Origin of the sequence: Streptomyces sp. SirexAA-E (genome assembly GCF_000177195.2) — a bacterium.
GTDB classification, from domain to species: domain Bacteria; phylum Actinomycetota; class Actinomycetes; order Streptomycetales; family Streptomycetaceae; genus Streptomyces; species Streptomyces flavovirens.
Genome location: NC_015953.1, coordinates 6,889,892 through 6,916,691, shown reverse-complemented (window position 1 = coordinate 6,916,691; position 26,800 = coordinate 6,889,892). Strand labels below are relative to the sequence as shown.

Below are 26,800 nucleotides of genomic sequence, written 5' to 3'. Positions count from 1 at the left end.
TCCACGGAAACCGCCGGCCGACTGCGTTCCCCACCTTCCTTTTCGTCCTCTTGACGATATCCATCGGCCTGGTTATCGTCATAGCGACGAGAAAGAGGGGTCCGACATGGCCGACATCACCCGGCGTTTCGGCCGGCGGCATCTGCGCTCCGCGCCCACCGCCCACATCCGCCACCACAAGCGCGGCCGGCTCACCCATGACGGTCCGGGGATCAGCTTCTGGTACCGGTCACTGTCCGCCGCGCTCTCAGAGATCCCGGTGGACGACCGCGAGCTGGCGATGGCCTTCCACGCCCGGACGGCCGACTTCCAGGACGTCACCGTGCAGGCCACGGTCACCTACCGCATCAGCGACCCGGCCGAGGCCGCCGCCCGCATCGACTTCTCGGTCGACCCCGACACCGGGGTCTGGCGGGGCGCCCCGCTGGAACAGATCGCCACACTGCTCACCGAGACGGCGCAGCAGCACACCCTGGACGTGCTGGCCCGCACCCCGCTGGCAGCCGCCCTGGTGGACGGCGTCGCCTCGGTGCGCACGAGTGTCGCCACCGGGCTGGCCGCCGAACCGCGACTGCCCGCCACCGGCATCGACGTGGTGGCCGTCCGCGTCGTCGCGATCCGCCCCGAGGCGGAGGTGGAGCGCGCCCTGCGCACCCCGGCCAGGGAGCAGATCCAGCAGGAGGCCGACCGGGCCACCTACGAACGCCGGGCCGTCGCGGTCGAGCGCGAGCGCACGATCGCCGAGAACGAACTCGCCAGCAAGATCGAACTGGCCCGCCGCGAGGAACAGCTGGTGGACCAGCGGGGCACCAACGCCCGCCGCGAGGCCGAGGAGAAGTCCGCGGCCGACGGCGTCCGCACGGAGGCCGAGGCCGCACGCACCGTACGCCTTTCCCGTGCCGAGGCGGAGGCCGCCCGGGACGTCGGGGCGGCGCGCGCCGAGGCCCAGGCGGCATGGCTGCGGGTGCACGCCGAGGTGGACCCGGGCACGCTGCACGCCCTGGCGGTGACCCGGCTGGCGGACAACCTGCCCCGCATCGACAGCCTCACCCTCTCCCCCGACGTCCTCACCGGCCTGCTCGCCAAGCTCGGCAGGCCGGAGGCCGGGGCGTGAGCCTGGCCCCCCGGGCGGTCATCGTCCACCGCAGGACCGAGTACGAGGAGCTCCTGGCCCGGCACGGGACGCACGGGCAGGCCGCGTTCTTCCTCTCCAGCCGCGGCCGGTCCGTCGAGGAGGTGGCCGCGCGGCACCACCGCCATCAGCGGGCCCTCACCGAGGTGGCCGCCGCGGTGCCGTTGCGGTGGCGGCGGACCCGGGTGGAGCGGGCCGACCTGGACCGTTTCCTCTTCGGCCCGGAGGACGTGGTCGTGGTGGTGGGCCAGGACGGCCTGGTCGCCAACGCGGCCAAGTACCTGGCGGGCCAGCCGGTGGTGGGCATCGACACCGACCCGGGCCGCAACCCCGGCGTCCTCGTGCGCCATCGCCCCCGGGACACGGCGGCCCTGTGCCGGGCGGCCACCTCGGCGGGCGGCCGGACGGACGCGCTCACCATGGTGGAGGCCGTCGCCGACGACACCCAGCGGCTGCTCGCCCTGAACGAGATCTGCCTCGCCCCTCCCGGTCACGGCACCGTCCGCTACCGCGTCGGCACCGCCGGAGCGCCCCCGGACGGGGAGCCGCAGGCCTCCTCCGGCGTCCTGGTCGGCACCGGTACGGGCGCCACCGGCTGGCTGCGCTCCCTGTGGACGGAGCGCGCCAGTGCCCTGCCGCTGCCCGCTCCGTCCGATCGGCGGCTGCTCTGGTTCGTACGCGAGGCGTGGCCGTCGCCCGCGACCGGCACCGCGCTGACCTCGGGCGAGCTCGGGCGGACGGAGAGCCTGGCGCTCACCGTGGAGTCGGACCGGATGGTGGTCTTCGGCGACGGGATGGAGGCCGACGCGCTGGAGCTGACGTGGGGCCAGAGCGTGCGGCTGGGAATATCGGAGACCGTGCTCCGCCTGGTCGTGTGAGGATTGACCACCTTCGTACACCGGCCCACGACCCGCAGGGAGAAGCCGCACATGACCACCGGTACCGGGGATTCCCTCACCCGCAACACCCGCCCGCCGCTCGCCCAGGCCGCGTTCGGGGTGGGCGTCGTCGTCCGGGACGGGCAGGGGCGGATCCTGCTGGGCAGGCACCGGGACGGCACCTGGGAACTGCCCGGCGGCAAGGTCGACCCGACGCACGAGTCGGTCGCGGCCGCCGCGGCGCGCGAGCTGCGTGAGGAGACCGGGCTGGACGTCCCCGAGAGCGCGGTGACGGTCTTCGCGATGCTGCACGACGTCGTCGGGGGCATCAACCGCATCAGCATGGGCGCGCTGGTCACGGTGGAGTCCGGCGACGCGGAGGTGACCGAGCCGCACCTCGTCTCCACCTGGCGGTGGTGCGAGGCCGAGTCGCTGCCCGGCGTCCTCTTCGATCCCTCCGCGCAGATCCTGGCCGTCTGGCGGCCGGACCTCGGTATCACGCATCCGCCGGCGCACCACCTGCCCATCGCGGCTCCGTGACACACCGGCACCCCCACCTCCGGGCCTACAGATATTAACTATTTGCCTAAAGCCTATAGGCAGTTTTAGCCTCGTGTTCATGAGAGCCCTCGGTGAGCAGGACATCCGCACGTCGTTCGTCAATTGTTCGAAAGGGGAGGCGAAGCGCCTGCCCCTCCCCCGTGACCTGGAGGAACAGCCCTGGGACGACCTGGATTTCCTGGGGTGGCGGGACCTCTCGGCACCGGACAGGAGCTACATCGTCACGGAGCTGCACGGAGAGCTCATGGGCATCACCCTCCGCTTCCCGTCGCAGCAGCGGGGCTTCCTGCACCGCAGCATGTGCTCGGTGTGCCTCACCACCCATCCGGGCAACGGGGTCTCGCTGATGACCGCCCGCAAGCGGGGCCAGGCGGGCCGGGACGGGAACTCGGTGGGCATCTACGTCTGCACCGACCTGGACTGCTCGCTCTACGTACGCGGCAAGAAGCTGCCGGGGTCGGGCAGGCGCTTCGAGGAGTCGCTGACCGTGGAGCAGCAGATCGAGCGGACCAGGAACAAGCTGGCCGCCTTCCTGGACACCCTGGCCGCCTGAGGCCGGGCCCCGCTCGCCGGGAGCTGTCCGGGCCTGCCCGCCGCACGGCCGCGCGCCGGGTGCGGCAGGGTCTCGGCACAGCGCCTCATGTCGTCGCGGGCCGGCCGCCGCGGGGCACCACGACCGGCGAGCCGTCGCCGGGGGCGCTCAGGATGTCGGCGTCCAGCGCGTAGACCTCCTTCACCAAGGCTTCGTCCACGGTCTCGGCCGGGACACCGCGGGCGACGACACGGCCGTCCTTCATGGCGACGAGGATGTCGGCGTAGCGGGCGGCCGCCGCCAGGTCGTGCTGGACCATGACGACGGTCCGCCCCGTCCCGGCGATCTCGCGGACCAGCTCCATGACGTCCACGGCGTGCCCGAGGTCGAGTGCGCTGGTGGGTTCGTCGAGCAGGACGACCGGGGTGTGCTGGGCCAGGACCATCGCGAGCCAGCAGCGCTGGCGCTGGCCGCCGGAGAGCCGGTCGAGGCGTTCGCCGGCGAGCCCCGTCGTCCCGGTGGCCTCCAGCGCCCCGCGTACGGCCCGCTCGTCCTCCCGCGACCACTGACGCAGCAGGCCCTGGCGGGGGTGGCGGCCGTAGCGGACGAGTCCGGCCACCGTGACCGCCTCGGGCGCGCGTGGTGACTGCGGCAGCAGGGCGACCCGGTGTGCGGCCCTGCGCCGGTTCATCTCCCAGATGTCCTCGCCGCCGACGTGGACGGTACCGGCGTCGGGCCGGTGCAGCCGGGCGATCGTCCGCAACAGGGTGGACTTGCCGCAGCCGTTGGGGCCGACGATCGCGACCACCTGTCCCGCGGGCACGGTGAGGTCGACGTCCTCGACGACGGGGCGTCCGGGGTATCCGGAGCGCAGTGCGCGGACCTCGATGCCGCACGGCGCCGCGCCGGGGACCTGGAGGGTGTCGGTCATGGGGGTCACGCCTTTCCGGTGGCACGGTCCGGGCGGAACAGGACCCAGAGCAGGAAGGGGCCGCCGAGGACGCTCGTGACGACACCGACGGGCAGTTCGACGGGGGCGGCGACGCGTCCCAGCGCGTCGGCCGCGGCGATCAGCACGGCCCCGGTCAGAGCGGAACCGGTGACCGGGACCCGGGTGGGCCCGGCGAGCCGCTGGGCCAGGATCGGGGCGGCGAGGGCGACGAAGGCGATGGGCCCGCCGACGCCGACGGCCGTACCGGCGAGCGCGACGGCGAGCACCAGGGCGCCCGCGCGCAGCCTGCGCAGGTCGACGCCGAGCGAGGCGGCCATGTCGTCGTCGAAGCGCAGCAGTTGCAGCCGGTGCCCGACGGCCAGGGAGAGCGGGACCAGGAGGAGCAGGACGAGCGCGAGGGGCGTACCGGCGCTCCAGTCACGCCCGTTGAGGCTGCCCACGGCCCAGAGGAACACGCCGCCCGCGGTGTTGTCGTTCTGGCGGGACATGATCAGGTCGCTCACGGCGCCGATGAAGGTCGAGACGCCGATGCCGGCGACGAGGACGCGGTAGCCCGCGCCGCCCGCCCCGCCCGCGCACAGGACGACGATCACGGCGGCCACGACGGCGCCGATCGGGCCGAGCCACCAGGCGCCGACCATGCCGGTGGTGGAGCCGGCCGCGGCGGCCACGACGGCTGCCGCGGCACCGTCGTCGACACCGAGAAGGTCGGGGGTGGCGAGACGGTTGCCGGCGAGGGTCTGGGTGAGGCATCCGGCGATGCCGAGAGCGGCACCGACCAGCAACCCCACGGCGATGCGGGGCAGCCGGAAGTCCCGCACGATCATGACGGTGCCGGGATCCCCGGTGCCGAGGAGCCCTCCGATCGTCTCGGACAGTCCCATTCCGGTGGAACTGGCCGTCACCGCCAGGGCGATGACGGTCACCAGGACAGGGATCAGGAGCAGGGCGGCGAGCGCACTGCGGCGCGGCAGCAGCCAGGAAAGCGTCCCGGTACGCAGCACGGTGCTGTCGGGAGGCGTCACATCGGCCGTGCCCTCGGGCGGGACGGCGTCGTGGGGCGAGTGCGGCGCGGTCATGCCCGCGCCCCCGCGGTGGAGAGGCGTGAGGAGCGGGCGATCCAGACCAGCAGCGGGCCGCCCACGAAGGCCAGCAGCACACTGACCGGTGTCTCCCAGGGGCGGATGACGACCCGGGCGAGGATGTCCGCCACGATCATGATGTCGGCGGCGATCAGTGCGGACAGGACGAGTTGGGCCGTCATGCGCGGTCCGGTCAGCGCGCGGGCGGCGTACGGCGCCAGCAGCCCCAGGAAGGCGATGGGCCCGGCCACGGCGACCGCGCAGCCGGCGAGCAGGGAGACCGCTCCCGCGACGACGAGCCGGATCCGGCCGGGGTGGTGGCCGAGCGAGCGGGCGGCGTCGTCCCCGAGGCCGAGCGCCGAGAGGGGGCGCGCACAGCCGAGCGCGGTGATCAGGCCGACCGCGACGAGTGGGAGCAGCGGAAGGAGGTCGGACGTCCCGATCCCGGCGAGCGAGCCGATCGTCCAGTACCGGTAGGTGTCGAAGGTGGAACGCGTCCCGAGCAGCACGTACGAGGTGCAGCCGTGGAAGGTGGCACTCAGCGCGGACCCGGCCAGGACGAGGCGCAGCGGTGAGCCCGCGGTGCGGCCGGACGCGGCGAAGAGCAGGACGACCGCGCTGGCGGCCGTTCCACCGGCGAGCGCCCAGACCAGGACGGCTCCCGGCGAGCGCACACCGAAGAAGGTGAGCCCGAGGACGACGGCGAAGGCGGCCCCGGAGTTGACGCCGAGCAGTCCGGTCTCGGCCAACGGGTTGCGGGTGGCGGCCTGGAGGAGACAGCCCGCCGCGCCGAGGCAGGTGCCGACGAGCACGGCGGCGAGCGTGCGCGGGAGCCGTACGTCCATGACGGCGAGCCGGATCCGGGCGTCGGCGCGGGCGGCCGTGTCACCGGTGAGGAAGTGCCAGGCGCTGCCGACGGAGCTGGTGCCGGTGCCGACGAGGAGGGAGAGCAGCGCGAGACCGAGGAGGAGGACGAGGAGTCCCGCGGCCGCCCACGGGACGATCCGCCCTTCCACCGGCGGTCTTTCGTACGGGCGGCTTTCGGCTGTTCTCGGCCGCCCCCCTTGCACTATCGACATAAGGGTAGCCTAACCTAATCACGAAAGCCCGGTTCCGGTGGGCCCCGGGACTTCGTCATGCCCTGAAACGGCGTCATGTGCGCGGCGTTCTCCGGCATTCCGCCCGAGAGCCCCACCGGAACGGACAACGACATGCAACACAGACGGAGATTTCAGGCCATGGTGCCCAGCTCGCCTCTTTCCCCCGGCCGTCACGCGCGCCCCGTCGCCGCGGCGTCCCTGCTCGCACTCTGCGCCCTGGCGCTGAGCGCGTGCGGGTCCTCCGAGCCGGCCGCGGCCCTTGACGACGCCGGCGGGGCGAGCACCACACGGATCACCGACGCGACCGGCACGAAGGTGGACGTCCCCGGTGAGCCGAAGCGGGTCGTGGCACTCAGCGAGATGGACCTGGACTCCGCACTCACCCTGGGGATACAGCCGGTGGGCCTGACCGCGGGACGTGGCCAGAAGGGCGCCCCCGCCTACCTCGCCGACCGGGCGGAGAGCATTCCGGTGGTCGGTGCGGTCACCGGGCCGGACATCGAGAAGGTCGTCCAGGCAAAGCCGGACGTGATCCTGGCCGGCCAGACGGCCGACGAGCAGGTGCTGGCCCAGCTGCGGAAGATCGCTCCCACGGTCGTCACCATCGACGACACCAAGGACTGGAAGAAGTCCCTGACGCTGACCGGCAAGGCGCTCGGCAGGAGCGACGAGGCCGGGAAGTTCCTCGCCGACTACGACGCCGAGGCGGCGGCCCTCAGGACGGACCTCGGTGACCAGGCCGGTGCGAGCGTCTCCGTCGCCCGCTACTCCGCCAAGGGCACCGCACTCATGCAGCAGGGCGTGTTCATCAGCGACGTCCTGAAGGACCTCGGTTTCGAACGGCCCGGCATCCAGAACGACAAGGGCGAGGGACACTCGACGCCGATCAGCGACGAGAACCTCGACGAGATCGACGGCGACTGGCTCTTCATCGGCACGCTGGACGCCGGGACCGACGCCGACCTGCTCACCGAGCTGGCCGGGAAGCCCGCCTACGCGCAGCTGGGTGCGGTGAAGGACGGACACGCGACGGTGATCGACGGATCGAAGTGGACCAGCCTGGGCGGTGCGCAGGCAGCCGTCTCGGTGCTCGACGACATCCGGAAGGCCATGGTCGGGTGAGCGGCTTCCAGGAGCGCCCGGGGCGTACGGCCTCCGTGACGGGAAACGTCCGGGGCGTCGGCGAGGCAGCGGTCCACGCGCCGGCCGAGCGAGCAGCCCGCGTCCACGTCACCGCGCACGACCTGTACAGGGACGGCGGCCACCGTCCCGCGCGCCTGAGGCGCGCCGTCCCGGAGCCCTTCCCCGGCCCAGTCCGAGTCCACCCACACGGGAGCCCACCATGTCCGCCTCTCCGAGTGTCCCCGCCGACTCCCCTCCGATCGTTTCGCCCGGCGCGGCCACCGCTCTGCTGGAGGCCTACCGCCCCGGCTCGGACCGGTTCCTCGCCACTCCCCGGCACACCTTCCTCGGCAGCGGGACCGCTGCCGAAGTGCCGCACGACGCCCGCCCGGTGGCCCTGCGCGTGCGCGAGGTCCTCGACGCGCGGCGGCGCGCGGGCGACCCCGCGCCCGTGGTCGTCGGCGCGCTGCCCTTCGCCCCGGACGGCGTTCCCGCGCTGGCGGTGCCGCGGTCCGTCCGCCGGGCGCCCGCCCTCCGCGAGGACCCGCTGATCGCCCTGCGCGGGCCGGACGCGGGGCACCCCTCCGACTGGCGCATACGCGAGGTGCCGGCCGCCGGCCGGTACGGCGAGGCGGTGGCCGCGGCGGTCCGGCGCATGAGGGCCGGGGAGTTCGACAAGGTCGTCCTCGCCCGCACCCTGGAACTCACCTCGCCGCACCCCCTCGATCTGCCCGGCATGCTGAACCGGCTGGCGCGCCGGGACCCTGGGGGTTACACGTTCGCGGTGCCCAGCGGTCCGGGCCGCACACTCATCGGGGCCAGCCCCGAACTCCTCGTCGCACGCCGGGGCGGACAGCTCGTCGCCAACCCGCTGGCCGGCTCCGCGCCCCGCAGCGGCGAACTGGCCGAGGACGTACGGCGGGCGGCGGCCCTGCTGGAGTCACCGAAGGACCTGCACGAGCACGCCGTCGTCGTCGACGCCGTCCGGGAGGCACTCGCACCGTTCTGTACGCGCCTGGAGGCACCGGAACGCCCCACGCTGATACGCACGGCGACGATGTGGCACCTGTCCACGACCCTCACCGGGGACCTCACCGATCCGGCCGCCGCCTCCGCCCTGGATCTGGCCTCCGCCCTGCATCCCACGCCCGCGGTCTGCGGCACCCCGACCGAGGCCGCCCGTGCGGTCATCGCCGAGTCGGAGCCCTTCGACCGGGGCGCGTACACCGGCATGCTCGGCTGGCAGGACGCCGAGGGCGACGGCGAGTGGGTCGTGACGATCCGCTGTGCCGAGGCCGAGGGCACCACCCTGCGGCTCTTCGCCGGGGCCGGTGTGGTGGCCCAGTCCTCACCCGACGCCGAGACGGCGGAGACCGGCGCCAAGTTCCGTACTTTCCTCAACGCTGTGGGAGCGACCCTGTGACCCTCACCCCGACGCCCGGCACCGACGCCCCGGAGCCCGACGCGCCTACCTGGCCCGCCGAGTTCGCCGAGCGCTACCGCGCGGCCGGCCACTGGCGCGGCGAGACCTTCGGCTCCGTGCTCGCCGAGCGCGCCGCCGCCCACCCCGACCGGATCGCGGTCGTGGACCCGGCCCCCGAACGCCGGACGTGGACCTACCGTGAGCTGGAGGAGCGCTCGGCCCGGCTGGCCGCCGGATTCGCCGCGCGCGGCATATCCAAGGGCGACCGGGTCGTCCTGCAACTGCCCAACGTCGGCGAGTTCGTCGAGGTCGCCTTCGCGCTGTTCCGCCTCGGCGCCCTGCCCGTGTACGCGCTGCCCGCGCACCGGGAGACGGAGATCGCGTACTTCTGCTCGTTCACCGAGGCCGTCGCCTATGTGATCCCCGACAGGCACGCCGGCTTCGACCACCGCGACCTCGCCTCGAAGGTCAAGGCGGACACCCCGACGCTGCGGCACGTGTTCGTCGTCGGCGATCCGGGCGAGCACACCCCGCTGTCCGACGTTCCGCGCGAGGCGGACGGCCTGCCCGAGGGGCCCGCCCCGGACGACCTGGCGTTCCTCCAGCTGTCGGGCGGCACGACGGGCGTGCCCAAGCTGATCCCCCGTACGCACGACGACTACATCTACTCGCTGCGCGGGTCCGACGAGATCTGCGGGGTCGACGCGGACACCCGGTACCTGGTCGTCCTGCCCGCCGCGCACAACTTCCCGATGAGCTCGCCGGGCTGGCTGGGCACGCTCTACGCCGGCGGCACGGTCGTGCTCTGCCCCCGTCCCGACGCCGCGACGGCCTTCCCCCTCGTGGCCGCCGAGCGCGTCACCATGACCGGCATGGTGCCGCCGCTCGCCCTGCTGTGGACCCAGGCCGCAGAGGACACCGAGCACGACCTCTCCAGCCTCCGCCTGGTCCTCGTCGGCGGCGCCAAGTACAGCGAGGCCGCGGCCCGGCGGCTGGAACCCGCCCTGGGCTGCCGGCTGATGCAGGTCTTCGGCATGGCCGAGGGGCTCGTCAACTACACGCGCCTGGACGACGACGACGAGACGGTCGTCACCACCCAGGGCCTGCCGATCTCCCCGGACGACGAGATCCGCGTCGTCGACGACGCGGACCAGGAGGTTCCGGACGGCGCCTACGGGCACCTGCTGACCCGGGGCCCGTACACGATCCGCGGCTACTGGCGTGCCCCCGAGCACAACGCCCGGTCGTTCACGTCCGACGGCTTCTACCGCACGGGTGACATCGTGCGCCGCACCCCGACCGGTCATCTCGTCGTCGAGGGCCGGGCCAAGGACCAGATCAACCGGGGCGGCGAGAAGATCGCCCCCGAGGAGATCGAGAACATCATCCTCTCCCACCCGTCCGTCCACGACGTGTCGCTGGTGGGCGTCGCCGACGAGTACCTCGGGGAACGCTCCCTGGCCTACGTCATCCTGCGCGAGGGCGCCGAGCCCCTGAAGGCGCCCGCCGTCAGGCGGCTGGTCCGCGAGCGCGGTGTCGCCGCCTACAAGGTTCCCGATCTCGTCGAGTTCGTCGACGCCTTCCCGCAGACCGGCATCGGCAAGGTCAGCAAGAAGGGGCTGCGTTCCGACGCGGCCCCCGGCCCGGCCGCCCCGCTCCAGCACTGAGTCCGCCCCGCGCGGCACGAAAGGTCTTCCCTCCCATGGCACTTCCCGCCATCGCTCCCTACGCCCTGCCGACCGGGGCCGAACTGCCCGCCAACCGCGTCGACTGGGCCGTGGACCCCGCACGCGCCGTGCTCCTCGTCCACGATCTGCAGAACCACTTCCTCGGCGCCTATCCGGCCGGTGAGCAGCCGCTGACCGGGATGCTCGACAACACCGCCCGCATCATCGGGCAGTGCCGCCGGGCCGGCGTCCCGGTGGTCTACTCGGCCCAGAAGGGCGGCCAGACACCCGAGGAACGCGGCCTCCAGCTCGACTTCTGGGGGCCCGGGGCGGCGGACGACCCCACGGCCCTGGCCGTTCCGCCGGCGGTCGCGCCCGCCGACGGGGACATCGTCCTGACGAAGTGGAAGTACAGCGCCTTCGTGCGCACCCGGCTGGAGGACGTGCTCCGCGAGTCGGGCCGCGACCAGCTGGTGGTCACCGGGGTCTACGCGCACATCGGTGTCCTGATGAGCGCCGCGGACGCGTGGATGCGGGACATCCAGGCGTTCGTCGTGGCCGACGCGGTGGCCGACTTCTCGCGTGAGGACCACGACATGGCCCTGCGTTACGCCGCGGGCCGGTGCGCCCGTGTCGTCACCACGGACACCCTGCTCGACGAGATCTGACCCGCCCCGGGGGGCGAGCCGGGCCACCGGACCCGCCCCCCCGTCAGGTCCGGGACAGCAGCTCCACCAGGCCGTCCGCGAGTTCGGTGCGCCAGCACAGGTAGTCGTGCCCGCCGTTGAACTCGTGGTACGAGACGTCGTAGCCCACCGCCGCGAGCGTGTCCCGCAGTCGGCGGGCGGCGGGCAGCGCCACCCACTCCTGCGCGCCGAAGGAGAGCCGGAAGCGGACCGGGAGACGCGGTCCGCGTGCGATCCGTCCGGTCAGCCACTCGGACTCCGGACCGTCGGGCCACCAGAAGGAACCCGACTGGGCCAGGACGCCGCCGAACCGGCCGGGGGCCGAGAGCGCCGCGTGGGCGGCGCACAGCCCGCCCAGGCTCTGCCCGGCCACGACGGTACGGGCCGGGTCGTCCGTGACCGGCAGGGCCGTGGCCGCCCAGGGCAGCAGCTCCTCGGCGAGGAAGACGGCGTACTCCTGACGGCAGGTCATCTCCGCCCAGCGGGTACCGGCGTCCACCGAGTCCGGCAGCAGGGCGACGAGCGGCGGGACGCGCCCGTCCGCGATGAGGTTGTCGAGCAGGTGGGCGAGGCCCAGGTGCTCGTGCCAGTGCTCGCCGTCGAGGAGGACCAGCACCGGAAGATCGCCGGTGTGCCCGGCGGGCAGGGGCGGTTCGTACGCCCACACGCGGCGGGCCCCGTCGCCGAAGGCGCGGGCCGGGACGTCGTGGACGGCGACGCGCCCCCGGGCCACGCCCCGGCGGGGCGCCCAGTCCGTGGCCCGGGGCGCCGCCGGGAGTCCGGCGTAGGAGACCGGGTCCCCGCTCCACCGGCGCGGCAGCGTCCGCGGATTGAGCGGGTCGGGCCGACGACGGGTCCGCAGCCACTGCCAGTACGCGGGGGTCCCCGCCTCGGGGCCGCCCCCCTCGTCGACGTAGAAGTCGTAGGTACCGCGCCAGTCGTGGCGCAGGCGCAGCGTCCAGTGCCAGATGTCGGTGCCGGGATGCCGCTCCATCATGTTGCCCTCGGGGGCCCGGGGGTCGCCGAGCTTGTTGGGGAGGACCTGGACGGCTCGGGTCGCCTCGGTGCCGCGCCACAGAAACGTCACGGCGCGATGGTCGGCACTGCCTCGGGGATCCGGCGAGACGAGCGGACCGCCTCCGTCGCGCACGGCCGCCCAGAACTCCTCGACCCCCTCGGGTGGGGGCAGCGGCCGTGCGGGGACGGCGAGCCGGGGCACACCGTCCGGGCGCGCGGTCCGCGGAGGCCGGCGCGGGGCGTCCTGGGGCGGCGGGAACGTGATCACGGGGGCTCCGAGTGACAGACAGAGACGACTTAGGGTTACCTTACCTCTCACGTCCGGGCCGTCTGTCACCCGCCTTTCGTCCCGGGCCCCCGCGCGGTGCGGGGCCAGGTCCGCACCGCCGGGCCCCGCACCGCGTGCCGGGTCCGTCAGCCGGCGCCACCGAGGGCCCTCGGTGGCGTGACGCCGAACTCCTCTGCCTTCACCAGGAGTTCGCGCCACACCTTCGGCGCCACCGGTATCCCGGTACGGCCGCGTTCGGCCGACAGGGCCGCCGAGCGCTCGCCCGGGTAGAAGACACCGGAGGCATCGTCCGCCACCGGAAGGGCCTTGAGGGTGCTCAGCGTGGTGTCCACCGCCTCGGTGAACGCCTCGGCACCGCCGAACGCGGCCGGGTCCACCGCGATCAGAAGGGCGTTCTGGCGGTGGGTGCGGCCTTGCGGGTCGTCCGAGTGGAAGGACGAGAAGATGGGCGCCCCGACCAGCACGCTGGTGAGCAGTTCGAAGGCGAGCGACATGCCCGAACCCTTGACGCCGCCGAGCGGCAGCGGCATGACCGCCCGTTCCGGGTCGGTCGTCGGCGTGCCGTCCCTGGTGGCCGCGGCGCCCTCCGGCAGCGGTGTGCCGTCGGCCTTCGCCTGGCGGATCTTCCCCAGTGCGATGGTGGCGGTCGCCATGTCGAGGAGCAGGGGGGCGTGGCCGGTCGCGGGTACGGCGACGGCCAGCGGGCTGGTCGCCACGGCCGCGCCCTTGGCACCGGTGTAGCCCATGTTGGGCATACCGGAGACGAAACCGATGCCGACCAGGCCCTGTTCGGCGATCCTGGACACGTAGTAGCCGATGGCGCCGGTGTGGACGGTGCGGCGCACACCCACGGTGGCGATGCCGTACGTCCTGGCCCGGTCCACCGCCTCCCGTGCCGCCCGGGTGAGGGCCACCGGGCCCGGCGCGCGGTCGGCGTCCAGGACGGCGGCGGCCGGCGTCGTGGACTCGACCGTGATCTCGGGCCGGGCGTTCGCCACGCCCTTGGCCAGCAGCTCCAGATAGGCCGGGACACGGGCGGTGCCGTGCGAGTCGACGCCGCGTCGCGCGGCCCAGACGAAGACGTCGGCGGTGGTGCGGGCGTCCTCGGCGCACAGACCTCCCTTCTCGAGGAGGGCCGCGGCGAAGTCCAGCAGGTCGCCGGCGGCGACCAGGGTCGTACCCGGCTTGGAAACGGGGGTGTCGGTCATGGTGGCTGATGCCTCCTGTTCAGCGGGTGACGAGGACGTCGACGACGGCGGTGGTGCCGTCCGCCACCGCCTTGAGCGCGCGCTCCAGGGCGGGGGCGAGCGCGTCGGGCGTGTCGACGGTCTCGGTGTGCATGCCGAACGGCTCGGCGAACGCCGCGAGCCGGGGCAGCCGGTGCAGATCCGTGCCCAGCCATTCACCGGTCTCGGCGGCCGCGCCCTCGGGGTAGAACCTCCGGTGGTTGAGGTTCATCGATCTGTAGACACGGTTGTTGAAGACGACGATCAGCACCGGAAGGCCGTACGTCCGGGCGGCGTCGTACGACGGAATCACCGGGTTGTACGTGAAGGCCCCGTCGCCGACGGTGAAGACCACCGGGCGGTCCCGTGCGGCGAGTTTGGCGCCCAGGGCGACGGCGATGCCCTGTCCGAGCCCGCCCTGCACGTAGAAGTAGGAGTCGGGGCCGGAGGTCTTCAGGTGGCGCTTGACGGTACGGCTGTGCGTGATGGTCTCGTCGACCACGATGGCGTCCGAGCCGTCGAGCAGACGGCGCAGGGTGGCGGCGACCAGGACCGGGTCGGTCCCCTCGGCCCGTTCCGCCCTGGACTCCGCTTCGGCGACGGCGGACTGCTCCGCCGCGTACCGCTCCTCCTGGGCGGCCCGGCGCCGGGCGACGGCCGCCCCGTCGAGGTCTGTCGCCCGCCTGGCCAGCTGGCGCAGGGTGTGGGCGACACCGCCTTCCAGATACCGGTCGGCGAACAGCACCTGGTAGGCGAGGTGCGGGCGCTGCGGCACCTCGTCGATGACGACGACCTTCGCCTTGGCGGGGCGGCGGCTCGGCGGGTAGAAGGGGACGCGGCAGTTGACCAGGAGGATCAGGTCCGCCTCGTCCATCCACGGGCCGATGTCCCCGCCACCGTGCAGCGGATGGGTCCGCGGGAAGTTGCCGCAGACGGCGGAGTCGGGCTCGACGACGGGGATGTCCCACGCCTCGGCGAAGGCGACGAGCGCCTCGAAGCCGCCCGCCTCACGGCCGGCCGTCTCCGTCACGATCACGGGGTTCTCCGCCTCGCGGATCATCCGGGCGACCGAGTCGGCCTCGTCGGGCGAGCTGTGCGTGGAGCCGGGTGCCACGACCGGCTTGGCCTCCCGGCCGTCCCACTCCTCCAGGAGGATCTCCAGCGGGATGTTGAGGTACGCGGGGCCGGCCGGTGCCCGCCGGGCCAGCTCCGCCGACCTGGTGATCATCGTGGGCAGGGTGTGGACGTCGGCGGCCTCGTTGGACCACTTGGTGAAGGGCCGGGCGACGCCGTGCGGGCCGCCCACGATCGAGAGGTTGCGGTACCACTGGCCACCCGGGTCCTGCCCCGGGCCGTCGCCGTAGGTGCTGGACTCCGAGGAGGCGACCACCATGGGGACTCCGGTGAGCAGCGCCCCGTGGATCGCCATCGAGCCCTGGAGCAGGCCGGGGGCGGCGTGCAGGAGGACCCCTTGCGGGCGGCGGGTGACCAGGCCGTACCCGGTCGCCATGCCGACCGCGACGGTCTCGTGGGTGAGGTCGAGGTAGCCCGGCGCCGGTTCGCCGTCGCGGTGGCGCCGGGCCAGGGACTCCCACACGGGGGCCCATTCGGACCCCGACGAGCAGAAGAGGTAGTCGGCGCCCACCGCCTCGAAGGCGGAGACGACCGCGTCACCGCCGTCGGCACCTGGCGTCTGCGTGCTGTCCGTCATCGCAGGGGTGTCCTCAGCCCTCGACCGGCCAGTCCAGGACCTCGCTGATGCCTCGGCCCAGCATCCACTCCAGCTCCTCCGGGGTGAAGTCCCAGTGCTTGGTGAACTGTTCGATGGTGTCGGTGTAGGTGATGCCGTGGCCGAGCAGGCGGGTGATGTCGGTGCCGTAGAAGCAGCGCTGCGGGCCCATCCTGTCGACCATCTCGCGCACGTACTTCTCGATGTTCCTGTTCGGGAAGGGCTCCGTCGAGTACCCGGGCAGGGCCGAGAGCTTGACGTAGATGTTGGGGTGCTTGTGCAGATCGGCGGTCTCGGAGACCCAGTAGCCGATGGCGTCGTCCACGCAGCGGGCCATGATGCCCATGTGGTCGATGATGATCTTCAGCTCCGGGTGCCCGGCCGCGATCTCGCCGAGCTCCTTCTTCCAGATCGGCGCGTGGACCATGGTGGGGATGCGCAGTTCTTCGGCGATCGGCCAGTACCAGTCGTTGGTGCCGTCGATCATCCAGTTGCGGTCCTGCGGCCGGTGGAAGGTCAGGCGCGTCCCCTTGATGTGCGGGTTCTGCGCGAAGTCCTTGAGCAGGGCGGTGCCTTCGGCCTCGTCGTCCTGCGGGACGCGGGCCATGACGCCGAAGCGGTCGGGGTGGGCCTCGCACGCCTCCAGGGCGTAGTCGATGCGGTTGCCCTCCCACGAGGGCGGGAGGATCAGGGCCCGGTTGACGCCGGCCTCGTCCATCAGCTCCAGGGCCTCCTCGTAGGAGAAGGCCTCCTCGCGGTGACCGTTGAGGCGGATGCGCTCGCGGGCCCCGGGGACCCAGGGGCGATCCGGGGTCTCTTCCTTCCAGATGTGGATCTGGGTGTCGACCACGAACATGGTGAGCCTCTTTCGTTTCGAGGGGTGGGGGTGGTGTGCGTCAGACGTTAGGGCCGCGAGGCGGTGTTCGCGCAGAGCCGGGCGTGCAAGCAGTTGTTGCGCGAACAGCCAGGTGGGGCGCGATCAGGGAGCGTCGCCGGCGCCCGCGAAGACGGCGTCGCAGATGTGCTCGGCGATCGCCATGGAGGCGGTGGCGGCCGGGGAGGGGGCGTTGCGTACGGCGGTGACGCGTCCGACGCGGTGGATGCGGAAGTCGTCCACCAGCGAGCCGTCGCGGTCCAGCGCCTGGGCGCGCACACCGGCGCCGCCGCGGACCACGTCGTCGGTGCCCACGCCGGGTACGTAGTCGCCCGCGGCCCGCATGAAGGCGGTGACGGAGAGGGAGCCCCGGTACTCCTTCACGCCGGTCCGCCAGTGCCGGGCGGCCATCTTCCACACCCCGGGGTAGGCCGCGAGCCGGGCGAGGTCCCTCACGGACACGTCGGACAGCTTGTAGCCCTCTCTGGCGAGGGCCAGGACGGCGTTCGGGCCGACTTCCACAGAGCCGTCCACCCGGGGCGTGAAGTGCACCCCGAGGAAGGGGTAACGCGGGTCGGGTACGGGGTAGATCAGGCCCCGGACCAGGTCGGTCCGGTCCGGCTTGAGGAGCATGTACTCCCCCCGGAAGGGCACGATCCGCGGGTCCTTCCGGTCCCGGGCGAGACCGGCGACGGTGTCCGACTGGAGTCCCGCGCAGAGGACGAGCCGGTCGACGCGGACCCGCCGCTCCCCCGAGGCCACCTCGATCCCGCCGGGCACGTCGGTGAGGGAGGACACCGGGAAGCCGAGCTTCACCTCGCCGCCCTGTGCCGCGATGTCCTCGGCGAACCGCCGGGCGACCGCCCGGTAGTCGGTGATGGCGGTACGGGGCGAGTGCAGGGCCGCGATGCCGCCGGCGTTGGGCTCGATCTCCCTGATCTCGTCCCTGGAGATCCGGCGCAGATCGGGTACGTGGTTGTTCCTGGCCCGCTCGTAGAGGTTCTCCATGCGGCCCAGCTCGTCCTCGCGCACGGCCACGACCAGTTTGCCGATCTCCTGGTAGGGCAGCTGCCGGTCCCGGCAGTACGCGCGCAGCAGCGACACGCCCCGTACGCACAGGTCGGCCTTGAGGCTCCCGGGCGCGTAGTAGATACCGGCGTGCACCACACCCGAGTTGTGTCCGGTCTGGTGGGCGGCGACCTGCTGTTCCTTGTCGAACACCACGACCCGGGTGCCCGGACGGCGCAGCGCGATCTCCCGGCCGGTGGCCAGGCCCACGATGCCGGCGCCGACGATGCCGATCGTGTCGTCAGCCATCGGCGTCCTCCTTTCTCGCTGTTCCTGTCGGTCGGCCCGGCGTCACGTGCCGAAGTGGAAGGCGACGGTCTTGACCCGGGTGTAGAAGCGCAGGGCTTCGGTGCCCTGCTCCTTGAAGGCGGAGCCGGAGTCGCGGAAGCCACCGAAGGGATGGTGCACGTCCCAGCCCGAGGTCGTGGTGTTCACCGCGATCTGGCCGCAGTCCGCCTCCTGGGCGAAGCGGTGGGCGGCCCGCAGGTCACGGGTGAACAGGGCGGCCGCCAGACCGAAGTCCGAGTCGTTGACCTCTTCGACGGCCTCGTCGAGTCCGTCGACGGGGCGCAGCACGAGGACCGGTCCGAAGACCTCCTCGCGCCAGACGGCCATCTCCCGGGTCACGTCCCCCAGCACGGTCGGGTTGACGTAGCAGCCGTGGGCGAGTTCCTCGTCGACGGGGACGTCACCGCCCGCCAGGACGGTGGCGCCCTCCCCCACGGCCCGCTCGATGTGGGCCAGGACCCCGCGCCGCTGTCCGGTGCTGACGAGGGGGCCGACGACCGTCTTCCCGGAGGCGCCGGGGCCCGGCCGCAGTGCGGACACCGCCTCCAGCAGCAGACGCGTGAAGTCCTCGTACACGGAGCGCTCGACCAGGACCCGGCTGGTGGCGGTGCAGCGCTGGCCGGTCTGTCCGAACGCGGCGGTCATCAGCGCGGTGACGGCGGCAGGAAGGTCGGCGTCGGCGAGGACGACGGTGGCGTTCTTGCCGCCGAGCTCGCCCTGGAAGCGGACGTTGCGGTCGGCGAGCGCGGCGCGCAGCCCCTCGCCGACGGAGTTGCTGCCGGTGAAGGTGACGGCGGCCAGGCGCGGGTCGTCGAGCAGCGGGCCGGAGATGTCCCGGCCGCGGCCGGTGACCACCCCGAGCACCCCTGCGGGCAGGCCCGCGTCGTGCAGGGCGCGGGCCAGGTGGAGCCCGGACATCGGGGTCTCGGAGGCCGGCTTGAGGACGACGGCGTTGCCGGCGGCCAGGGCGGGCGCCAGCTTGCGGGCGGGCGTCAGCAGCGGGTCGTTCCACGGGGTGACGGCCAGGACGATCCCGACCGGCACGCTCTCGGAGCTCGTACGGGTGTCGGGGCGGGCGTCGTGCAGGAGGGTGCCGTAACCGCTGCGGGCCAGGCCGGCGTAGTACTCGAAGAAGTCGGCGGCCTTCTGGACCTCGCCCCCCGCCTCGGCGACGTTCTTCCCGTTCTCGGTGACCACGTCCGCCGCGACGGCGGCGGCCCGCTCGCGGAGCAGCCGGGCCGTCCCGTGGAAGATCCGGGCCCTCTCGAAGGGGCTGGTGCGCCGCCAGACCTCGAACCCCTTCTCGGCCTCGTCGTACGCGCGGGCGACCTCCCGGGCGTCCAGCGCCGGTACCCGGACGACGAGGGCGCGGGTGTCGGACGGGTCATGGACGGTCAGCCACGCGTCGGCCGCCACCCACTGTCCGCCGAGAAGGGTTTCCATGGTGCGCATCTGGATCATTGCTCCCGTCCGACCGCGGCCACTGCGCGGTGTACAGATGAAACGGTGGGGTCACGACAACACAGGAAGTCCCGGGACGTGACCAGGCCCGCGGCGGCAGACATTGGTTGCGCGCCACGCACGGCCCCGGGCGTGCGAACCGTGCTGGAATCGGCACCGCCCGACGCCGTACCGGAACGAGGAGAGCATCCGCATGGCATTCGCCGTCATCGCCCACTACCGCTGCGCCCCCGAGGACGAGGCCACCGTGCGTGCCGCGCTGCTGAGGACGCGTGAGCACACGCGGGCCGAGCCGGGGAACCTCGGCTACGAGGTGCACGCGGAGGTGGACCGTCCGGGCTCCTTCGTCCTGTACGAGCGGTACGCGGACCGGTCCGGCTTCGACGCGCACGCGGCGGCCGGCTACTTCGACGAGCTGATCGTCCGGACGGTACGGCCGCTGCTGACCGAGCGGACGGTCACGTTCGCCGAGGTCCTGTAGGGAGCTCGCGGCCGGGGCCGAGGGGCGCGCGGGCGCCCGCCGGCCCCGGCCTCGGCCGGTCAGAACTCGTTCCCCCAGCAGTAGCGGGCCAGCGTCTCGACCTGGATCAGCTTGCGGTGCTGGTCCTCGGCGCTCAGCAGCGGCCGGCCGGCCACGTCCTCGAACCCTCGGGACGGGGCCAGGGCCATGTCCTCCAGGTCCTTGGCCTCGGCGGCGGCGTCGATGCGGACCATGACCGCGTCGATCTCCTCGATCTCCGGCACGGTCGCGTCGACCGCGCCCAGGCACACGTCCCGGTCCTCGGGCACCGCCCGGAGCAGGTCGAGTTCGGCTCCGGTGCCCTGGTCGTACGGGAGCACCCAGCGGTCGGCGGGTATCTGCGCGTACAGCCGCTCGGCCCTGGCCCGGTCCACTTCCGTGGGTGCTGCCCAGCCGGGGCAGACGGCGATCCGGACGCCTTCGGGGCGCTCCGATTGCGGCAGGGCCAGTGCCTCGACGGCCAGGGCGTCGTCGAAGGTGAGGGCCCCGACGGCACCGGGTTCGGCGGCCGTGTGGCCGAGCAGGAGCGGGTTGTTCAGCTGGACGAGACGCACGCCCCGGGAGATCAGCAACTCGATCTCCGCACGGACGATCTCCGCCAGGGCCTCACCGAGCTCGCGGGCCGAGGCGGGGCCGCCGGACCCGGTCAGGGCCGGGTCGAAGCAGGTGGCGGCGAGGTGGGCGGGCGAGGGCAGGGACGCCTTGGGCGCGATCTGTGTGAGTTCGCCGAGCCGCGTGGCCCAGTCGGCGAGCAGCGGGCCGTCGGCCTTGGGCAGGGACTCTGCCACCCAGCCGGCCAGGCCGCCGGTCTCCCGGCCGGTGCGCCGGAAGCCGGAGACGTTGTCGAGGACGGCGCTGCGGAAGTCCTCGCGGGGGAAGTCGCCGTCGGTGACGACCGTGGAGCGCAGTCTGCGCTGGAAGGCCACGGCCTCCTTGACCGAGGCGAGTTCGGCGGCGCGCAGCGGATCGGCGTCCCCGTCCCGGGCGGCGCGCTCGCGGGCGGCCGTCAGGGCGGCGGGCCGCACGAGGCTGCCGTGGTGGTCGATGCGGTAGTTGAAGGTGTCGGCCATGGCTCAGGCTTCCTTTCCTGCGGGCGTGCCGGAGACGCCCCAGGCGGCGAACTCCATCTCGTAGCCGAGGGACCGCAGGACGGCGTCGGCGATCCGCTGGTCCTCGTCGGCGGTGCCTCCGGCGATACCGAGGCCCCCGATGACCTCGCCGTCCTTCTTGATCGTGACGCTGCCCTCGGTGGCGAGGATGGGCATGGCCGCGCCGGGCAGCTGGGAGAGCTGGGAGAAGAAGACCGGCTGGCTCTCCTGCCACTTCTTCAGCATGGCGCCGGGCCGCTGCATGATCGCCGCGGTGTACGCCTTGGCCCGGGCGATGTCCGGGGTGAGCGGACGTGCTCCGTCGGCCCGGCGGATGGCGACGGGGAATCCGCCCGCGTCCACGACGGCCACGCTCACCGCCTTGCCGACCTCCTGGGCGTGCCGGTGTGCGGCGTCGGCGATCTCTTCGGCGGCGGCGAGGGTGAGGGTGCTCATGCGGCTTCCTTCGGGGCGGTGAGGGTGCGGCGCAGGCGGGCGACGGCCGCGTTGTACTGCTGGGGGGCCTCCCAGTACATCGAGTGCGGGGCGCCGGGGACGATCTCCAGGTGGGACCCCGCCACCAGCTCGTGGGCGCGGGTCACGGTCTTCACGCCGAGGACCGCGTCCTTCTCGCCGGCGAGGAAGGCGACCGTGACGCCGGACTCCCGGATCTCGTCCAGGCCGGGGCCGTCGGTGTCGAGGTTGCGCAGATCCTGCATGGTGGCGGTGTTGAACGTGCCCATCTGCTGGAAGAGGAAGGTGAGGTCGGCCCGCTCCCGCTGGAACCCCTTGGTGAGCAACCGGTCGATGACGGGCAGCTTGACGGCCTCGGCACGGTCGGCCGCGGCCAGTTCCCTCAGCTCGGGGTGGCTGATGCCTCCGAGGGAGTGGCCGAGGACGACCGAGCCGACGCGGTCCGGGCGCTCCAGGCCTGCGCGCAGCGCGGCGATCGAGCCGATGGACTGGCCGACGAGCATCGCGTCGGTCAGATCCTCCCGGTCGAGGACGGCGACGACGTCCGTGTGGAAGGTTCGGCTGTCGAACTCGTTACGGGGCGCGGCCAGGCGGGTCCTGCCGAAGCCGCGCAGGTCGAGGGTGACGACGGTGAACGCGTCGCGCAGCGCGGCCACCTGCTGCCACCAGATGGCGTGGTGGCCTCCGGAGCCGTGCACGAACACGATCGCGGGGCCGGTGCCGTGGCGCTCGTAGTAGAGGGAGGCTCCGTCGGAATCGACGTAGGGCATGGGAACTCTTCTCCTTGACGGACGCGACGGCTCAGTTCGGGCGCTTGCCGTGGAAGACCAGCTCGATCATGGTGTGGTCGGGGTCGTGGATGTAGCAGAACTTCGACTGGTTCTCGGGGCGTTCGATCGGCCGGGTGTGGCGGATGCCCAGGTCGGTGAGGTGTTCCAGGAAGTCGTCCCAGTCGTCTACCTCGACGGCGAAGTGGTAGGGCGCCATCCGGTCCATCTCCTCGACCGGGGTGAAGTGCAGGTCGAAGTTGCCGCGGGTCATCAGCACGACCCGGGTGTTGGACCTGGGCATGATCCTCTTCATCCCGAAGACCTTGCTGTACCACTCGGCGGTCCGGTCGGGGTCGGTGGTGGGGAAGTTGACGTGGTGGATGTAGCGGGGTTCCTTGCTCACGGCTTGCTGCCTTTCGGGGTGGGGACGGCTCAGGGGCGGACGTTCTCCGCCCGTACGGGGTTCGACAGGACGCCGATCCCGCTGATCTCGATCTCGACGGTGTCGCCGGCGTCGATCTGCGTGGCGGACTCGGCGCCCATCCACAGCACGTCGCCGGGGTGCAGGGTGATGTGCCTGGTGATCTCGACGATGTGGTCGAAGGGGTCGAAGACCATGTCGCCGGTCGGGAACAGGGCGCGTACCTCACCGTTGACCCGCAGCGTCGTGGTCTGCGCGAGGGCGTCGACGTCGGTCTCGATCCAGGGGCCCATCGGCTTGAAGGTGTCGCTGTTCTTGCTGCGCCAGAACGAGCGGTCCGCGTGCTGCCAGGCGCGGGCGCTGACGTCGTTGCCGATCGTCCAGCCGAAGACCGCGTCCTGGGCCTCCTGGTACGTGGCGTGCCTCAGGGTCCGGCCGATGACCGCGACCAGCTCGGGTTCGGCCTCGAACCTGCCCTGGACCCCGGCGGGCTTCACGATCGCCGTGCCGTGACCGGTGAGCGCGCTGTTGGCCCGGTATCCGGGCTCCGGCCGCTCGGGCATGACCCCCGCCCTGTCGCCCAGCAGCCGGGCGTGCTCGATGTGGCGCGGGTAGTTCATGCCGACGGCGTAGAAGACGGGCGGCACGACGGGGGGCAGCCAGCGCGCCTCTTCGAGCGGGACCGTCCCGATGACCGTGGGATCGCCCTCCAGAGGTGATTCGGACAGGAGGAGGACGGCGTCGTCCTCGACGCGTCCCCACACCCCCCGCCCGCCCATCGAGACCCGGGTGTATCTCATCGTGGCTCAGTCCGTCAGCAGGTGGGAGACGCGTGTGGTGACCAGGTAGCCGTCCAGGCCCTCCGGGCCGCCTTCGCGGCCGTAGCCGCTGGCCTTGACTCCCCCGGACGGCGCCTCGTGGACGGACCCTCCGCAGTGGTTGATGGAGAGGATCCCGGCCTCGAACTCGCGGGTGAGGCGCTCGGCGGTGGCGGTGGAGCGGGTGAAGCCGTACGCGGCGAGCCCGTAGGGCAGCGCGTTGGCGATGCGCAGGGCGTCGTCGAGGGAGGTGAAGGGGACGACGGGAGCGAGCGGCCCGAAGGGCTCCTCGGTCATCAGCGCGGCGTCGCCGGGGACGCCGGTGAGGACGGTGGGCGGGAAGAAGTTGCCCGGGCGGGAGAGGCGTCCGCCGCCGGTGAGTACCTCGGCGCCCCGGGACACGGCGTCGGCGACCAGCGACTCCATGGCCCGCAGTCGGCGCTCGTTGGCGAGCGGGCCCATGGTCACGCCCTCGTCGAGGCCGTCGCCGACGACGACGGCCTCGGCAGCCCGGACGAACTCCTCGGTGAACGCCTCGACGAGGCTCTCGTGAACCAGGAAGCGGCTGGGCGAGGTGCAGACCTGTCCGGCGTTGGCGAACTTCGCGACGGCGGCCCGGCGGGCGGCGGTCACCGGGTCGGCGTCCTCGCACACGATCACCGGGGCGTGTCCGCCCAGTTCCATGAGGGACGGCTTCATCTCGGCGCCGGCGGCTGAGGCCAGCAGTCTCCCGACGGGCACGGAGCCGGTGAAGGCGATCAGCCGGGTCACCGGGTGCGCGATGAGGTGGCGGGAGACCTCGGCGGGGTCTCCGAACACGAGGTTGAGGGCTCCCGCCGGCACTCCGGCGTCCTCGAAGCAGCGGACCAGCTCGACGGCGGTGCCGGGGGTCTCCTCGGAGGCCTTGATGACGAGGGAGCACCCGGCCGAGAGCGCTGCGGCGATCTTGCGCATCGGCCCGCCGGCGGGGAAGTTCCACGGGGTGAAGGCGGCGACCGGGCCGACCGGCCGGCGGCGGACGGTCAGCAGCGTGCCCTGCTCGGAGGGGATCACCCGGCCGTAGGCGCGGCGTGCGTCGTCGGCGTCCCAGCGCAGCGCCCCGGCGACGCGCCTGGCCTCGCCGCTCGCCTCGCGCAGCGGCTTGCCCTGTTCCAGGGTCATGGTCCGGCCGACCTCGTCGGCCCGGGAGACCAGCAGGTCGGCGGCCTGGTGGAGGATCGCGGTGCGCTCGGCGACCGGGGTGTCGCGCCAGGTCGCGAAGCCCGTGGCCGCCGCCTCGGCTGCACGGTCGAGGTCCGCGGTGGTGGCGAGCGGCACCTGGCCGATCACCTCCTCGGTGGCGGGGTTCACGACGGGCGCGGTCCGCCCGGTCCCGCTCTCGCACCACTCACCCGCTATGTACATGCGGACGGCGGGATATTCCTGATGGGTCGTCATGGGTGCGTGTGCCCTCTCACGCTCGTCGGATGGGTGTCAGGAGGCGGGGTGGTCTGCCGGTGCGTCGCGGGAGGTGCGCAGGGTCCAGATGTGGTGCGGCGGGGTGGTCTCGTGGACGCGCGTCCCGTAGGAGCCGTCGACCCGGTCCATGTCCGCGGCGTACTCCACACGGCCTCCGCACGGGGCGTGGATGAACCGGAAGACGTTGGAGCCGACGGTGTGCCGGCCGAGTCTGCGGGCCTCCGTCCACCCCTGGGCGATCATGTGGTTGCCGCCCTCGACGACGTCGTCGAAGCCGGGGACCTCGTAGGACACGTGGTTGACACCGGCCCGGTCGGGGCGGTGGCACAGCAGGAAGTTGTGCTGGTCGTCGTCACCCTCGCACTGCATGAAGGTGCCCATCGGCTTGACGACGTCGGTGGGCCGGAAGCCGAGTCGGTCCGTGTAGAAGGCGACGGCCTCCTCCCGGCCGGCCTTGGGGATGTTCAGGGCGACGTGGCACATGCGCAGCGGGCGTACCCGGCCGACGGGGGCGAGCGACTCGTTCCAGCGGTGCACGCTGCCCGTGACGTTCGGCCGGCGCGCCTCGGCCGCGGGGAGCGGGCGGGGCCGGGCGAGCGCCAGGCCCACACCGAAGCCCGTCTCGTCCACGCTGTGGTGGGTGCCGTCGGCGGTGGTGGTGACGTCGCGGTCGGCGGCGACGGCGGCCACCAGCGTCTCCAGCCGCTCGGGGGTGTCCACGCCCCAGACGACCTCCCGCACGGTGGGCCGGTCCTCGAGTGGGGCCGGCAGCGACGGGGCAGGGGCGGTGTCGAGGTGCAGGGTCTGCCCCACGAGCGTCTCGAACGAGGCGCGTGCGCGGGTACGGTCCACGAGCGCGAGACCGAAATCCTCGAAGAAACGCACGCACTGATCGAGATCGGCGACCTCATAGGTCACCGATTCGATTCTCTGGATTCCCATGAACTCCTCATTTCGCGGGCCGTTTCCGTTTCCGTGGAATCCCACGGCCACCGGCCGAGTCGATCGTATTTTTCGGTTCCGCCGGCCTCGACGGACCCGGCGCCCCGGATACCGCAATCGTTTGTTGCGCACCCGGTCGCGTTCACCCGTCATGGCACCCTGCGGTCATCGTGTGATCGCGGGGATGGGATTTCCGGTGAACCACCGGGTGAGGAAGTCCAGGAACACCGTGACCTTGCGCGGGGTGTCCTGGCCGGGGCCGTAGATCGCGTACAGGGGCCTGTCGGGTACGGCGAGTTCGGGCAGCAGGACCTGGAGGGCACCGGACACCAGGTCGTCGTACGCGGACCGCTGGGGCAGCAGGGCGACGCCCCGTCCGTGGACGGCGGCCTTCTGCAGGGCGATGTAGGAGTTGGACGAGAAGGCCACGTTGCGGATCTTGTGCAGGGTGCTGGCGTGTCCGTGGCCGATGCGCCAGACCGGGTCGTTCACATGGACCAGGCAGTCGTGCGCCGCGATGTCGTTGGGGTGGCCGAGGGTGCCGTGGCGCTCCAGGTACTCCTTGGACGCGCACAGGACGAACGGCAGCGAGGAGACCTTCTTGAGGCGGACGCTGGAGTCCCGCAGGTCCCGGGTGTGGAAGGCGATGTCGAAGCCGCTGTCGAGGAAGTCGTAGGTCCGGTCGGACATCCCGCCCAGTTCGAAGCGCACGACGATCTTCGGGTGCGCCGCGGAGAAGGCCGCGATGGCGTCCCCGAGGTCCAGGCTGCCGATCCACTTGGGGCAGATGATGCTGAGGGTGCCCTCCGCCCGGTCGTGGCGCCGCGCGAGGGTGGCGTCCTCCGCATCGATCTCGTCGAGGATGCGGGCGGCGAACTCCGCGTACCGCCGGCCTGGTTCCGTGAGACTGACGGAGCGGGCCGTGCGGTTGACCAGCCGCACACCGATCTGCCGCTCCAGTTCGGCGACGTGGCGCGAGACGAGCGACCCCGAGGAGCTCAGTTGCTTGGCGGCCCCGCTGAAGCTGCCGATGTGGGCGACGGTCACGAAGCTGCGCATGAGGAGCAGACGGTCCATGGGTTCCTCCGGCCCCGTCACGGCCGAAGGCGCCTTGGGCCGTGACAGGTGGGTGGGTGCGGTCGAGCCGTGGGGCCCGTGCGGATCGCGAGGGCGGCAGGGGCGGGGGCCCGGTCGCGGGGTGCGGAGCCGTTCCGGGGGAACG

General features: G+C 72.6%; 26 protein-coding genes. 9 read left to right on the top strand and 17 right to left on the bottom strand.

The window, feature by feature from the left end:
* The first annotated feature begins 106 nt into the window (after nucleotides 1-106).
* The 4 genes from SACTE_RS30185 (at nucleotide 107) to SACTE_RS30170 (ending at nucleotide 3,124) form a co-directional block, all read left to right on the top strand.
* Nucleotides 107-1,114: a cadherin repeat domain-containing protein gene (locus tag SACTE_RS30185; RefSeq protein WP_014049810.1), complete on the top strand. Its 1,008-nt coding sequence runs from the start codon at nucleotides 107-109 to the stop codon at nucleotides 1,112-1,114.
* Nucleotides 1,111-2,010: an inorganic polyphosphate/ATP-NAD kinase gene (locus tag SACTE_RS30180; protein WP_014049809.1), complete on the top strand. Its 900-nt coding sequence runs from the start codon at nucleotides 1,111-1,113 to the stop codon at nucleotides 2,008-2,010. Before SACTE_RS30185 ends, SACTE_RS30180 begins: the two co-directional genes overlap by 4 nt.
* A 51-nt stretch (nucleotides 2,011-2,061) precedes the next feature.
* Nucleotides 2,062-2,550: an NUDIX domain-containing protein gene (locus SACTE_RS30175; RefSeq protein WP_014049808.1), complete on the top strand. Its 489-nt coding sequence runs from the start codon at nucleotides 2,062-2,064 to the stop codon at nucleotides 2,548-2,550.
* A gap of 79 nt (nucleotides 2,551-2,629) precedes the next feature.
* Nucleotides 2,630-3,124, top strand: coding sequence for an FBP domain-containing protein (locus tag SACTE_RS30170; protein WP_014049807.1), 495 nt, complete (start codon nucleotides 2,630-2,632; stop codon nucleotides 3,122-3,124).
* A gap of 85 nt (nucleotides 3,125-3,209) precedes the next feature.
* Here the strand turns inward: SACTE_RS30170 and SACTE_RS30165 are convergent, their stop codons facing one another.
* From SACTE_RS30165 to SACTE_RS30155, 3 genes are read right to left on the bottom strand one after another with little or no spacing between them, the layout of a single operon-like run.
* Nucleotides 3,210-4,034: an ABC transporter ATP-binding protein gene (locus SACTE_RS30165; protein ID WP_014049806.1), complete on the bottom strand. Its 825-nt coding sequence runs from the start codon at nucleotides 4,032-4,034 to the stop codon at nucleotides 3,210-3,212.
* A gap of 5 nt (nucleotides 4,035-4,039) precedes the next feature.
* Complete coding sequence (locus SACTE_RS30160; protein ID WP_014049805.1) at nucleotides 4,040-5,134, bottom strand: iron ABC transporter permease; 1,095 nt, start codon at nucleotides 5,132-5,134, stop codon at nucleotides 4,040-4,042.
* On the bottom strand, nucleotides 5,131-6,141 hold the full coding sequence (locus SACTE_RS30155; RefSeq protein ID WP_037759006.1) for an iron ABC transporter permease: 1,011 nt from the start codon (nucleotides 6,139-6,141) through the stop codon (nucleotides 5,131-5,133). The genes SACTE_RS30160 and SACTE_RS30155 overlap by 4 nt, the downstream gene beginning before the upstream one ends.
* Nucleotides 6,142-6,375: 234 nt before the next feature.
* Between SACTE_RS30155 and SACTE_RS30150 the strand changes: the two genes are divergently transcribed.
* The 4 genes from SACTE_RS30150 (at nucleotide 6,376) to SACTE_RS30135 (ending at nucleotide 11,117) form a co-directional block, all read left to right on the top strand.
* On the top strand, nucleotides 6,376-7,359 hold the full coding sequence (locus SACTE_RS30150; protein WP_014049803.1) for an iron-siderophore ABC transporter substrate-binding protein: 984 nt from the start codon (nucleotides 6,376-6,378) through the stop codon (nucleotides 7,357-7,359).
* A gap of 220 nt (nucleotides 7,360-7,579) precedes the next feature.
* Nucleotides 7,580-8,782: an isochorismate synthase gene (locus tag SACTE_RS30145; protein ID WP_014049802.1), complete on the top strand. Its 1,203-nt coding sequence runs from the start codon at nucleotides 7,580-7,582 to the stop codon at nucleotides 8,780-8,782.
* Nucleotides 8,779-10,449 carry a (2,3-dihydroxybenzoyl)adenylate synthase gene (locus SACTE_RS30140; protein ID WP_014049801.1) on the top strand — a complete coding sequence of 557 codons (1,671 nt, stop codon included), beginning with the start codon at nucleotides 8,779-8,781 and terminating at the stop codon, nucleotides 10,447-10,449. The genes SACTE_RS30145 and SACTE_RS30140 overlap by 4 nt, the downstream gene beginning before the upstream one ends.
* 35 nt (nucleotides 10,450-10,484) lie before the next feature.
* Nucleotides 10,485-11,117, top strand: coding sequence for an isochorismatase family protein (locus tag SACTE_RS30135; RefSeq protein WP_014049800.1), 633 nt, complete (start codon nucleotides 10,485-10,487; stop codon nucleotides 11,115-11,117).
* A 43-nt stretch (nucleotides 11,118-11,160) separates the two neighbouring features.
* On the opposite strand, the gene fes is transcribed toward SACTE_RS30135, so the two are convergent.
* The 6 genes from fes to SACTE_RS30105 form a co-directional block, all read right to left on the bottom strand.
* Entirely contained in the window at nucleotides 11,161-12,420 is a 1,260-nt protein-coding gene (gene fes / locus SACTE_RS30130; RefSeq protein ID WP_014049799.1) for an enterochelin esterase, read from the bottom strand.
* A 146-nt stretch (nucleotides 12,421-12,566) separates the two neighbouring features.
* The gene (locus SACTE_RS30125) at nucleotides 12,567-13,649 is read right to left on the bottom strand and encodes an Ldh family oxidoreductase (RefSeq protein ID WP_014049798.1); all 1,083 of its coding nucleotides are present in this window, start codon (nucleotides 13,647-13,649) and stop codon (nucleotides 12,567-12,569) included.
* A 19-nt stretch (nucleotides 13,650-13,668) separates the two neighbouring features.
* Nucleotides 13,669-15,378, bottom strand: coding sequence for a thiamine pyrophosphate-dependent enzyme (locus SACTE_RS30120; RefSeq protein ID WP_014049797.1), 1,710 nt, complete (start codon nucleotides 15,376-15,378; stop codon nucleotides 13,669-13,671).
* A 13-nt stretch (nucleotides 15,379-15,391) separates the two neighbouring features.
* Complete coding sequence (locus SACTE_RS30115; protein ID WP_014049796.1) at nucleotides 15,392-16,252, bottom strand: amidohydrolase family protein; 861 nt, start codon at nucleotides 16,250-16,252, stop codon at nucleotides 15,392-15,394.
* A 123-nt stretch (nucleotides 16,253-16,375) separates the two neighbouring features.
* Nucleotides 16,376-17,587: an L-2-hydroxyglutarate oxidase gene (lhgO, locus tag SACTE_RS30110; RefSeq protein WP_014049795.1), complete on the bottom strand. Its 1,212-nt coding sequence runs from the start codon at nucleotides 17,585-17,587 to the stop codon at nucleotides 16,376-16,378.
* A 42-nt stretch (nucleotides 17,588-17,629) separates the two neighbouring features.
* Complete coding sequence (locus SACTE_RS30105; protein ID WP_226995193.1) at nucleotides 17,630-19,078, bottom strand: aldehyde dehydrogenase family protein; 1,449 nt, start codon at nucleotides 19,076-19,078, stop codon at nucleotides 17,630-17,632.
* Nucleotides 19,079-19,280: 202 nt separating this feature from the next.
* Here SACTE_RS30105 and SACTE_RS30100 point away from each other — a divergent pair, with 202 nt between their 5' ends.
* Nucleotides 19,281-19,568 carry a putative quinol monooxygenase gene (locus SACTE_RS30100; protein WP_014049793.1) on the top strand — a complete coding sequence of 96 codons (288 nt, stop codon included), beginning with the start codon at nucleotides 19,281-19,283 and terminating at the stop codon, nucleotides 19,566-19,568.
* A 59-nt stretch (nucleotides 19,569-19,627) separates the two neighbouring features.
* Here SACTE_RS30100 and SACTE_RS30095 read toward each other — a convergent pair whose 3' ends face one another.
* From SACTE_RS30095 to SACTE_RS30060, 8 genes are all read right to left on the bottom strand, one after another.
* Nucleotides 19,628-20,677: a methionine synthase II (cobalamin-independent)-like protein gene (locus SACTE_RS30095; RefSeq protein ID WP_014049792.1), complete on the bottom strand. Its 1,050-nt coding sequence runs from the start codon at nucleotides 20,675-20,677 to the stop codon at nucleotides 19,628-19,630.
* A gap of 3 nt (nucleotides 20,678-20,680) precedes the next feature.
* Nucleotides 20,681-21,151: a heme-binding protein gene (locus SACTE_RS30090; protein ID WP_014049791.1), complete on the bottom strand. Its 471-nt coding sequence runs from the start codon at nucleotides 21,149-21,151 to the stop codon at nucleotides 20,681-20,683.
* The gene (locus SACTE_RS30085) at nucleotides 21,148-21,939 is read right to left on the bottom strand and encodes an alpha/beta hydrolase (protein WP_014049790.1); all 792 of its coding nucleotides are present in this window, start codon (nucleotides 21,937-21,939) and stop codon (nucleotides 21,148-21,150) included. The genes SACTE_RS30090 and SACTE_RS30085 overlap by 4 nt, the downstream gene beginning before the upstream one ends.
* A 31-nt stretch (nucleotides 21,940-21,970) precedes the next feature.
* Nucleotides 21,971-22,342 (bottom strand): VOC family protein, encoded by a 372-nt coding sequence (locus SACTE_RS30080; protein ID WP_014049789.1) that lies wholly within the window; start codon nucleotides 22,340-22,342, stop codon nucleotides 21,971-21,973.
* Between the two features lie 29 nt (nucleotides 22,343-22,371).
* The gene (locus SACTE_RS30075) at nucleotides 22,372-23,160 is read right to left on the bottom strand and encodes a fumarylacetoacetate hydrolase family protein (RefSeq protein ID WP_014049788.1); all 789 of its coding nucleotides are present in this window, start codon (nucleotides 23,158-23,160) and stop codon (nucleotides 22,372-22,374) included.
* 6 nt (nucleotides 23,161-23,166) lie between these two features.
* Complete coding sequence (locus tag SACTE_RS30070) at nucleotides 23,167-24,615, bottom strand: NAD-dependent succinate-semialdehyde dehydrogenase (protein ID WP_014049787.1); 1,449 nt, start codon at nucleotides 24,613-24,615, stop codon at nucleotides 23,167-23,169.
* A gap of 36 nt (nucleotides 24,616-24,651) precedes the next feature.
* Nucleotides 24,652-25,578, bottom strand: a complete 927-nt coding sequence (locus SACTE_RS30065; protein ID WP_014049786.1) for a VOC family protein — start codon at nucleotides 25,576-25,578, stop codon at nucleotides 24,652-24,654.
* A gap of 165 nt (nucleotides 25,579-25,743) precedes the next feature.
* On the bottom strand, nucleotides 25,744-26,655 hold the full coding sequence (locus SACTE_RS30060) for a LysR family transcriptional regulator (protein WP_014049785.1): 912 nt from the start codon (nucleotides 26,653-26,655) through the stop codon (nucleotides 25,744-25,746).
* Between the last annotated feature and the right edge of the window lie 145 nt (nucleotides 26,656-26,800).

Bases quoted from the DNA above. Each gene is read 5' to 3' on its own strand.
- SACTE_RS30085 (WP_014049790.1), bottom strand. From the start codon at position 21,939: ATGCCCTACGTCGATTCCGACGGAGCCTCCCTCTACTACGAGCGCCAC.
- SACTE_RS30185 (WP_014049810.1), top strand. From the start codon at position 107: ATGGCCGACATCACCCGGCGTTTCGGCCGGCGGCATCTGCGCTCCGCG.
- SACTE_RS30100 (WP_014049793.1), top strand. From the start codon at position 19,281: ATGGCATTCGCCGTCATCGCCCACTACCGCTGCGCCCCCGAGGACGAG.
- SACTE_RS30090 (WP_014049791.1), bottom strand. From the start codon at position 21,151: ATGAGCACCCTCACCCTCGCCGCCGCCGAAGAGATCGCCGACGCCGCA.
- SACTE_RS30165 (WP_014049806.1), bottom strand. From the start codon at position 4,034: ATGACCGACACCCTCCAGGTCCCCGGCGCGGCGCCGTGCGGCATCGAG.
- SACTE_RS30135 (WP_014049800.1), top strand. From the start codon at position 10,485: ATGGCACTTCCCGCCATCGCTCCCTACGCCCTGCCGACCGGGGCCGAA.
- SACTE_RS30150 (WP_014049803.1), top strand. From the start codon at position 6,376: ATGGTGCCCAGCTCGCCTCTTTCCCCCGGCCGTCACGCGCGCCCCGTC.
- lhgO (WP_014049795.1), bottom strand. From the start codon at position 17,587: ATGGCTGACGACACGATCGGCATCGTCGGCGCCGGCATCGTGGGCCTG.
- SACTE_RS30115 (WP_014049796.1), bottom strand. From the start codon at position 16,252: ATGTTCGTGGTCGACACCCAGATCCACATCTGGAAGGAAGAGACCCCG.
- SACTE_RS30060 (WP_014049785.1), bottom strand. From the start codon at position 26,655: ATGGACCGTCTGCTCCTCATGCGCAGCTTCGTGACCGTCGCCCACATC.
- SACTE_RS30095 (WP_014049792.1), bottom strand. From the start codon at position 20,677: ATGGCCGACACCTTCAACTACCGCATCGACCACCACGGCAGCCTCGTG.
- SACTE_RS30175 (WP_014049808.1), top strand. From the start codon at position 2,062: ATGACCACCGGTACCGGGGATTCCCTCACCCGCAACACCCGCCCGCCG.
- SACTE_RS30125 (WP_014049798.1), bottom strand. From the start codon at position 13,649: ATGACCGACACCCCCGTTTCCAAGCCGGGTACGACCCTGGTCGCCGCC.
- SACTE_RS30105 (WP_226995193.1), bottom strand. From the start codon at position 19,078: ATGCGCACCATGGAAACCCTTCTCGGCGGACAGTGGGTGGCGGCCGAC.
- SACTE_RS30075 (WP_014049788.1), bottom strand. From the start codon at position 23,160: ATGAGATACACCCGGGTCTCGATGGGCGGGCGGGGGGTGTGGGGACGC.
- SACTE_RS30160 (WP_014049805.1), bottom strand. From the start codon at position 5,134: ATGACCGCGCCGCACTCGCCCCACGACGCCGTCCCGCCCGAGGGCACG.
- SACTE_RS30065 (WP_014049786.1), bottom strand. From the start codon at position 25,578: ATGGGAATCCAGAGAATCGAATCGGTGACCTATGAGGTCGCCGATCTC.
- SACTE_RS30145 (WP_014049802.1), top strand. From the start codon at position 7,580: ATGTCCGCCTCTCCGAGTGTCCCCGCCGACTCCCCTCCGATCGTTTCG.
- SACTE_RS30070 (WP_014049787.1), bottom strand. From the start codon at position 24,615: ATGACGACCCATCAGGAATATCCCGCCGTCCGCATGTACATAGCGGGT.
- SACTE_RS30120 (WP_014049797.1), bottom strand. From the start codon at position 15,378: ATGACGGACAGCACGCAGACGCCAGGTGCCGACGGCGGTGACGCGGTC.
- SACTE_RS30170 (WP_014049807.1), top strand. From the start codon at position 2,630: ATGAGAGCCCTCGGTGAGCAGGACATCCGCACGTCGTTCGTCAATTGT.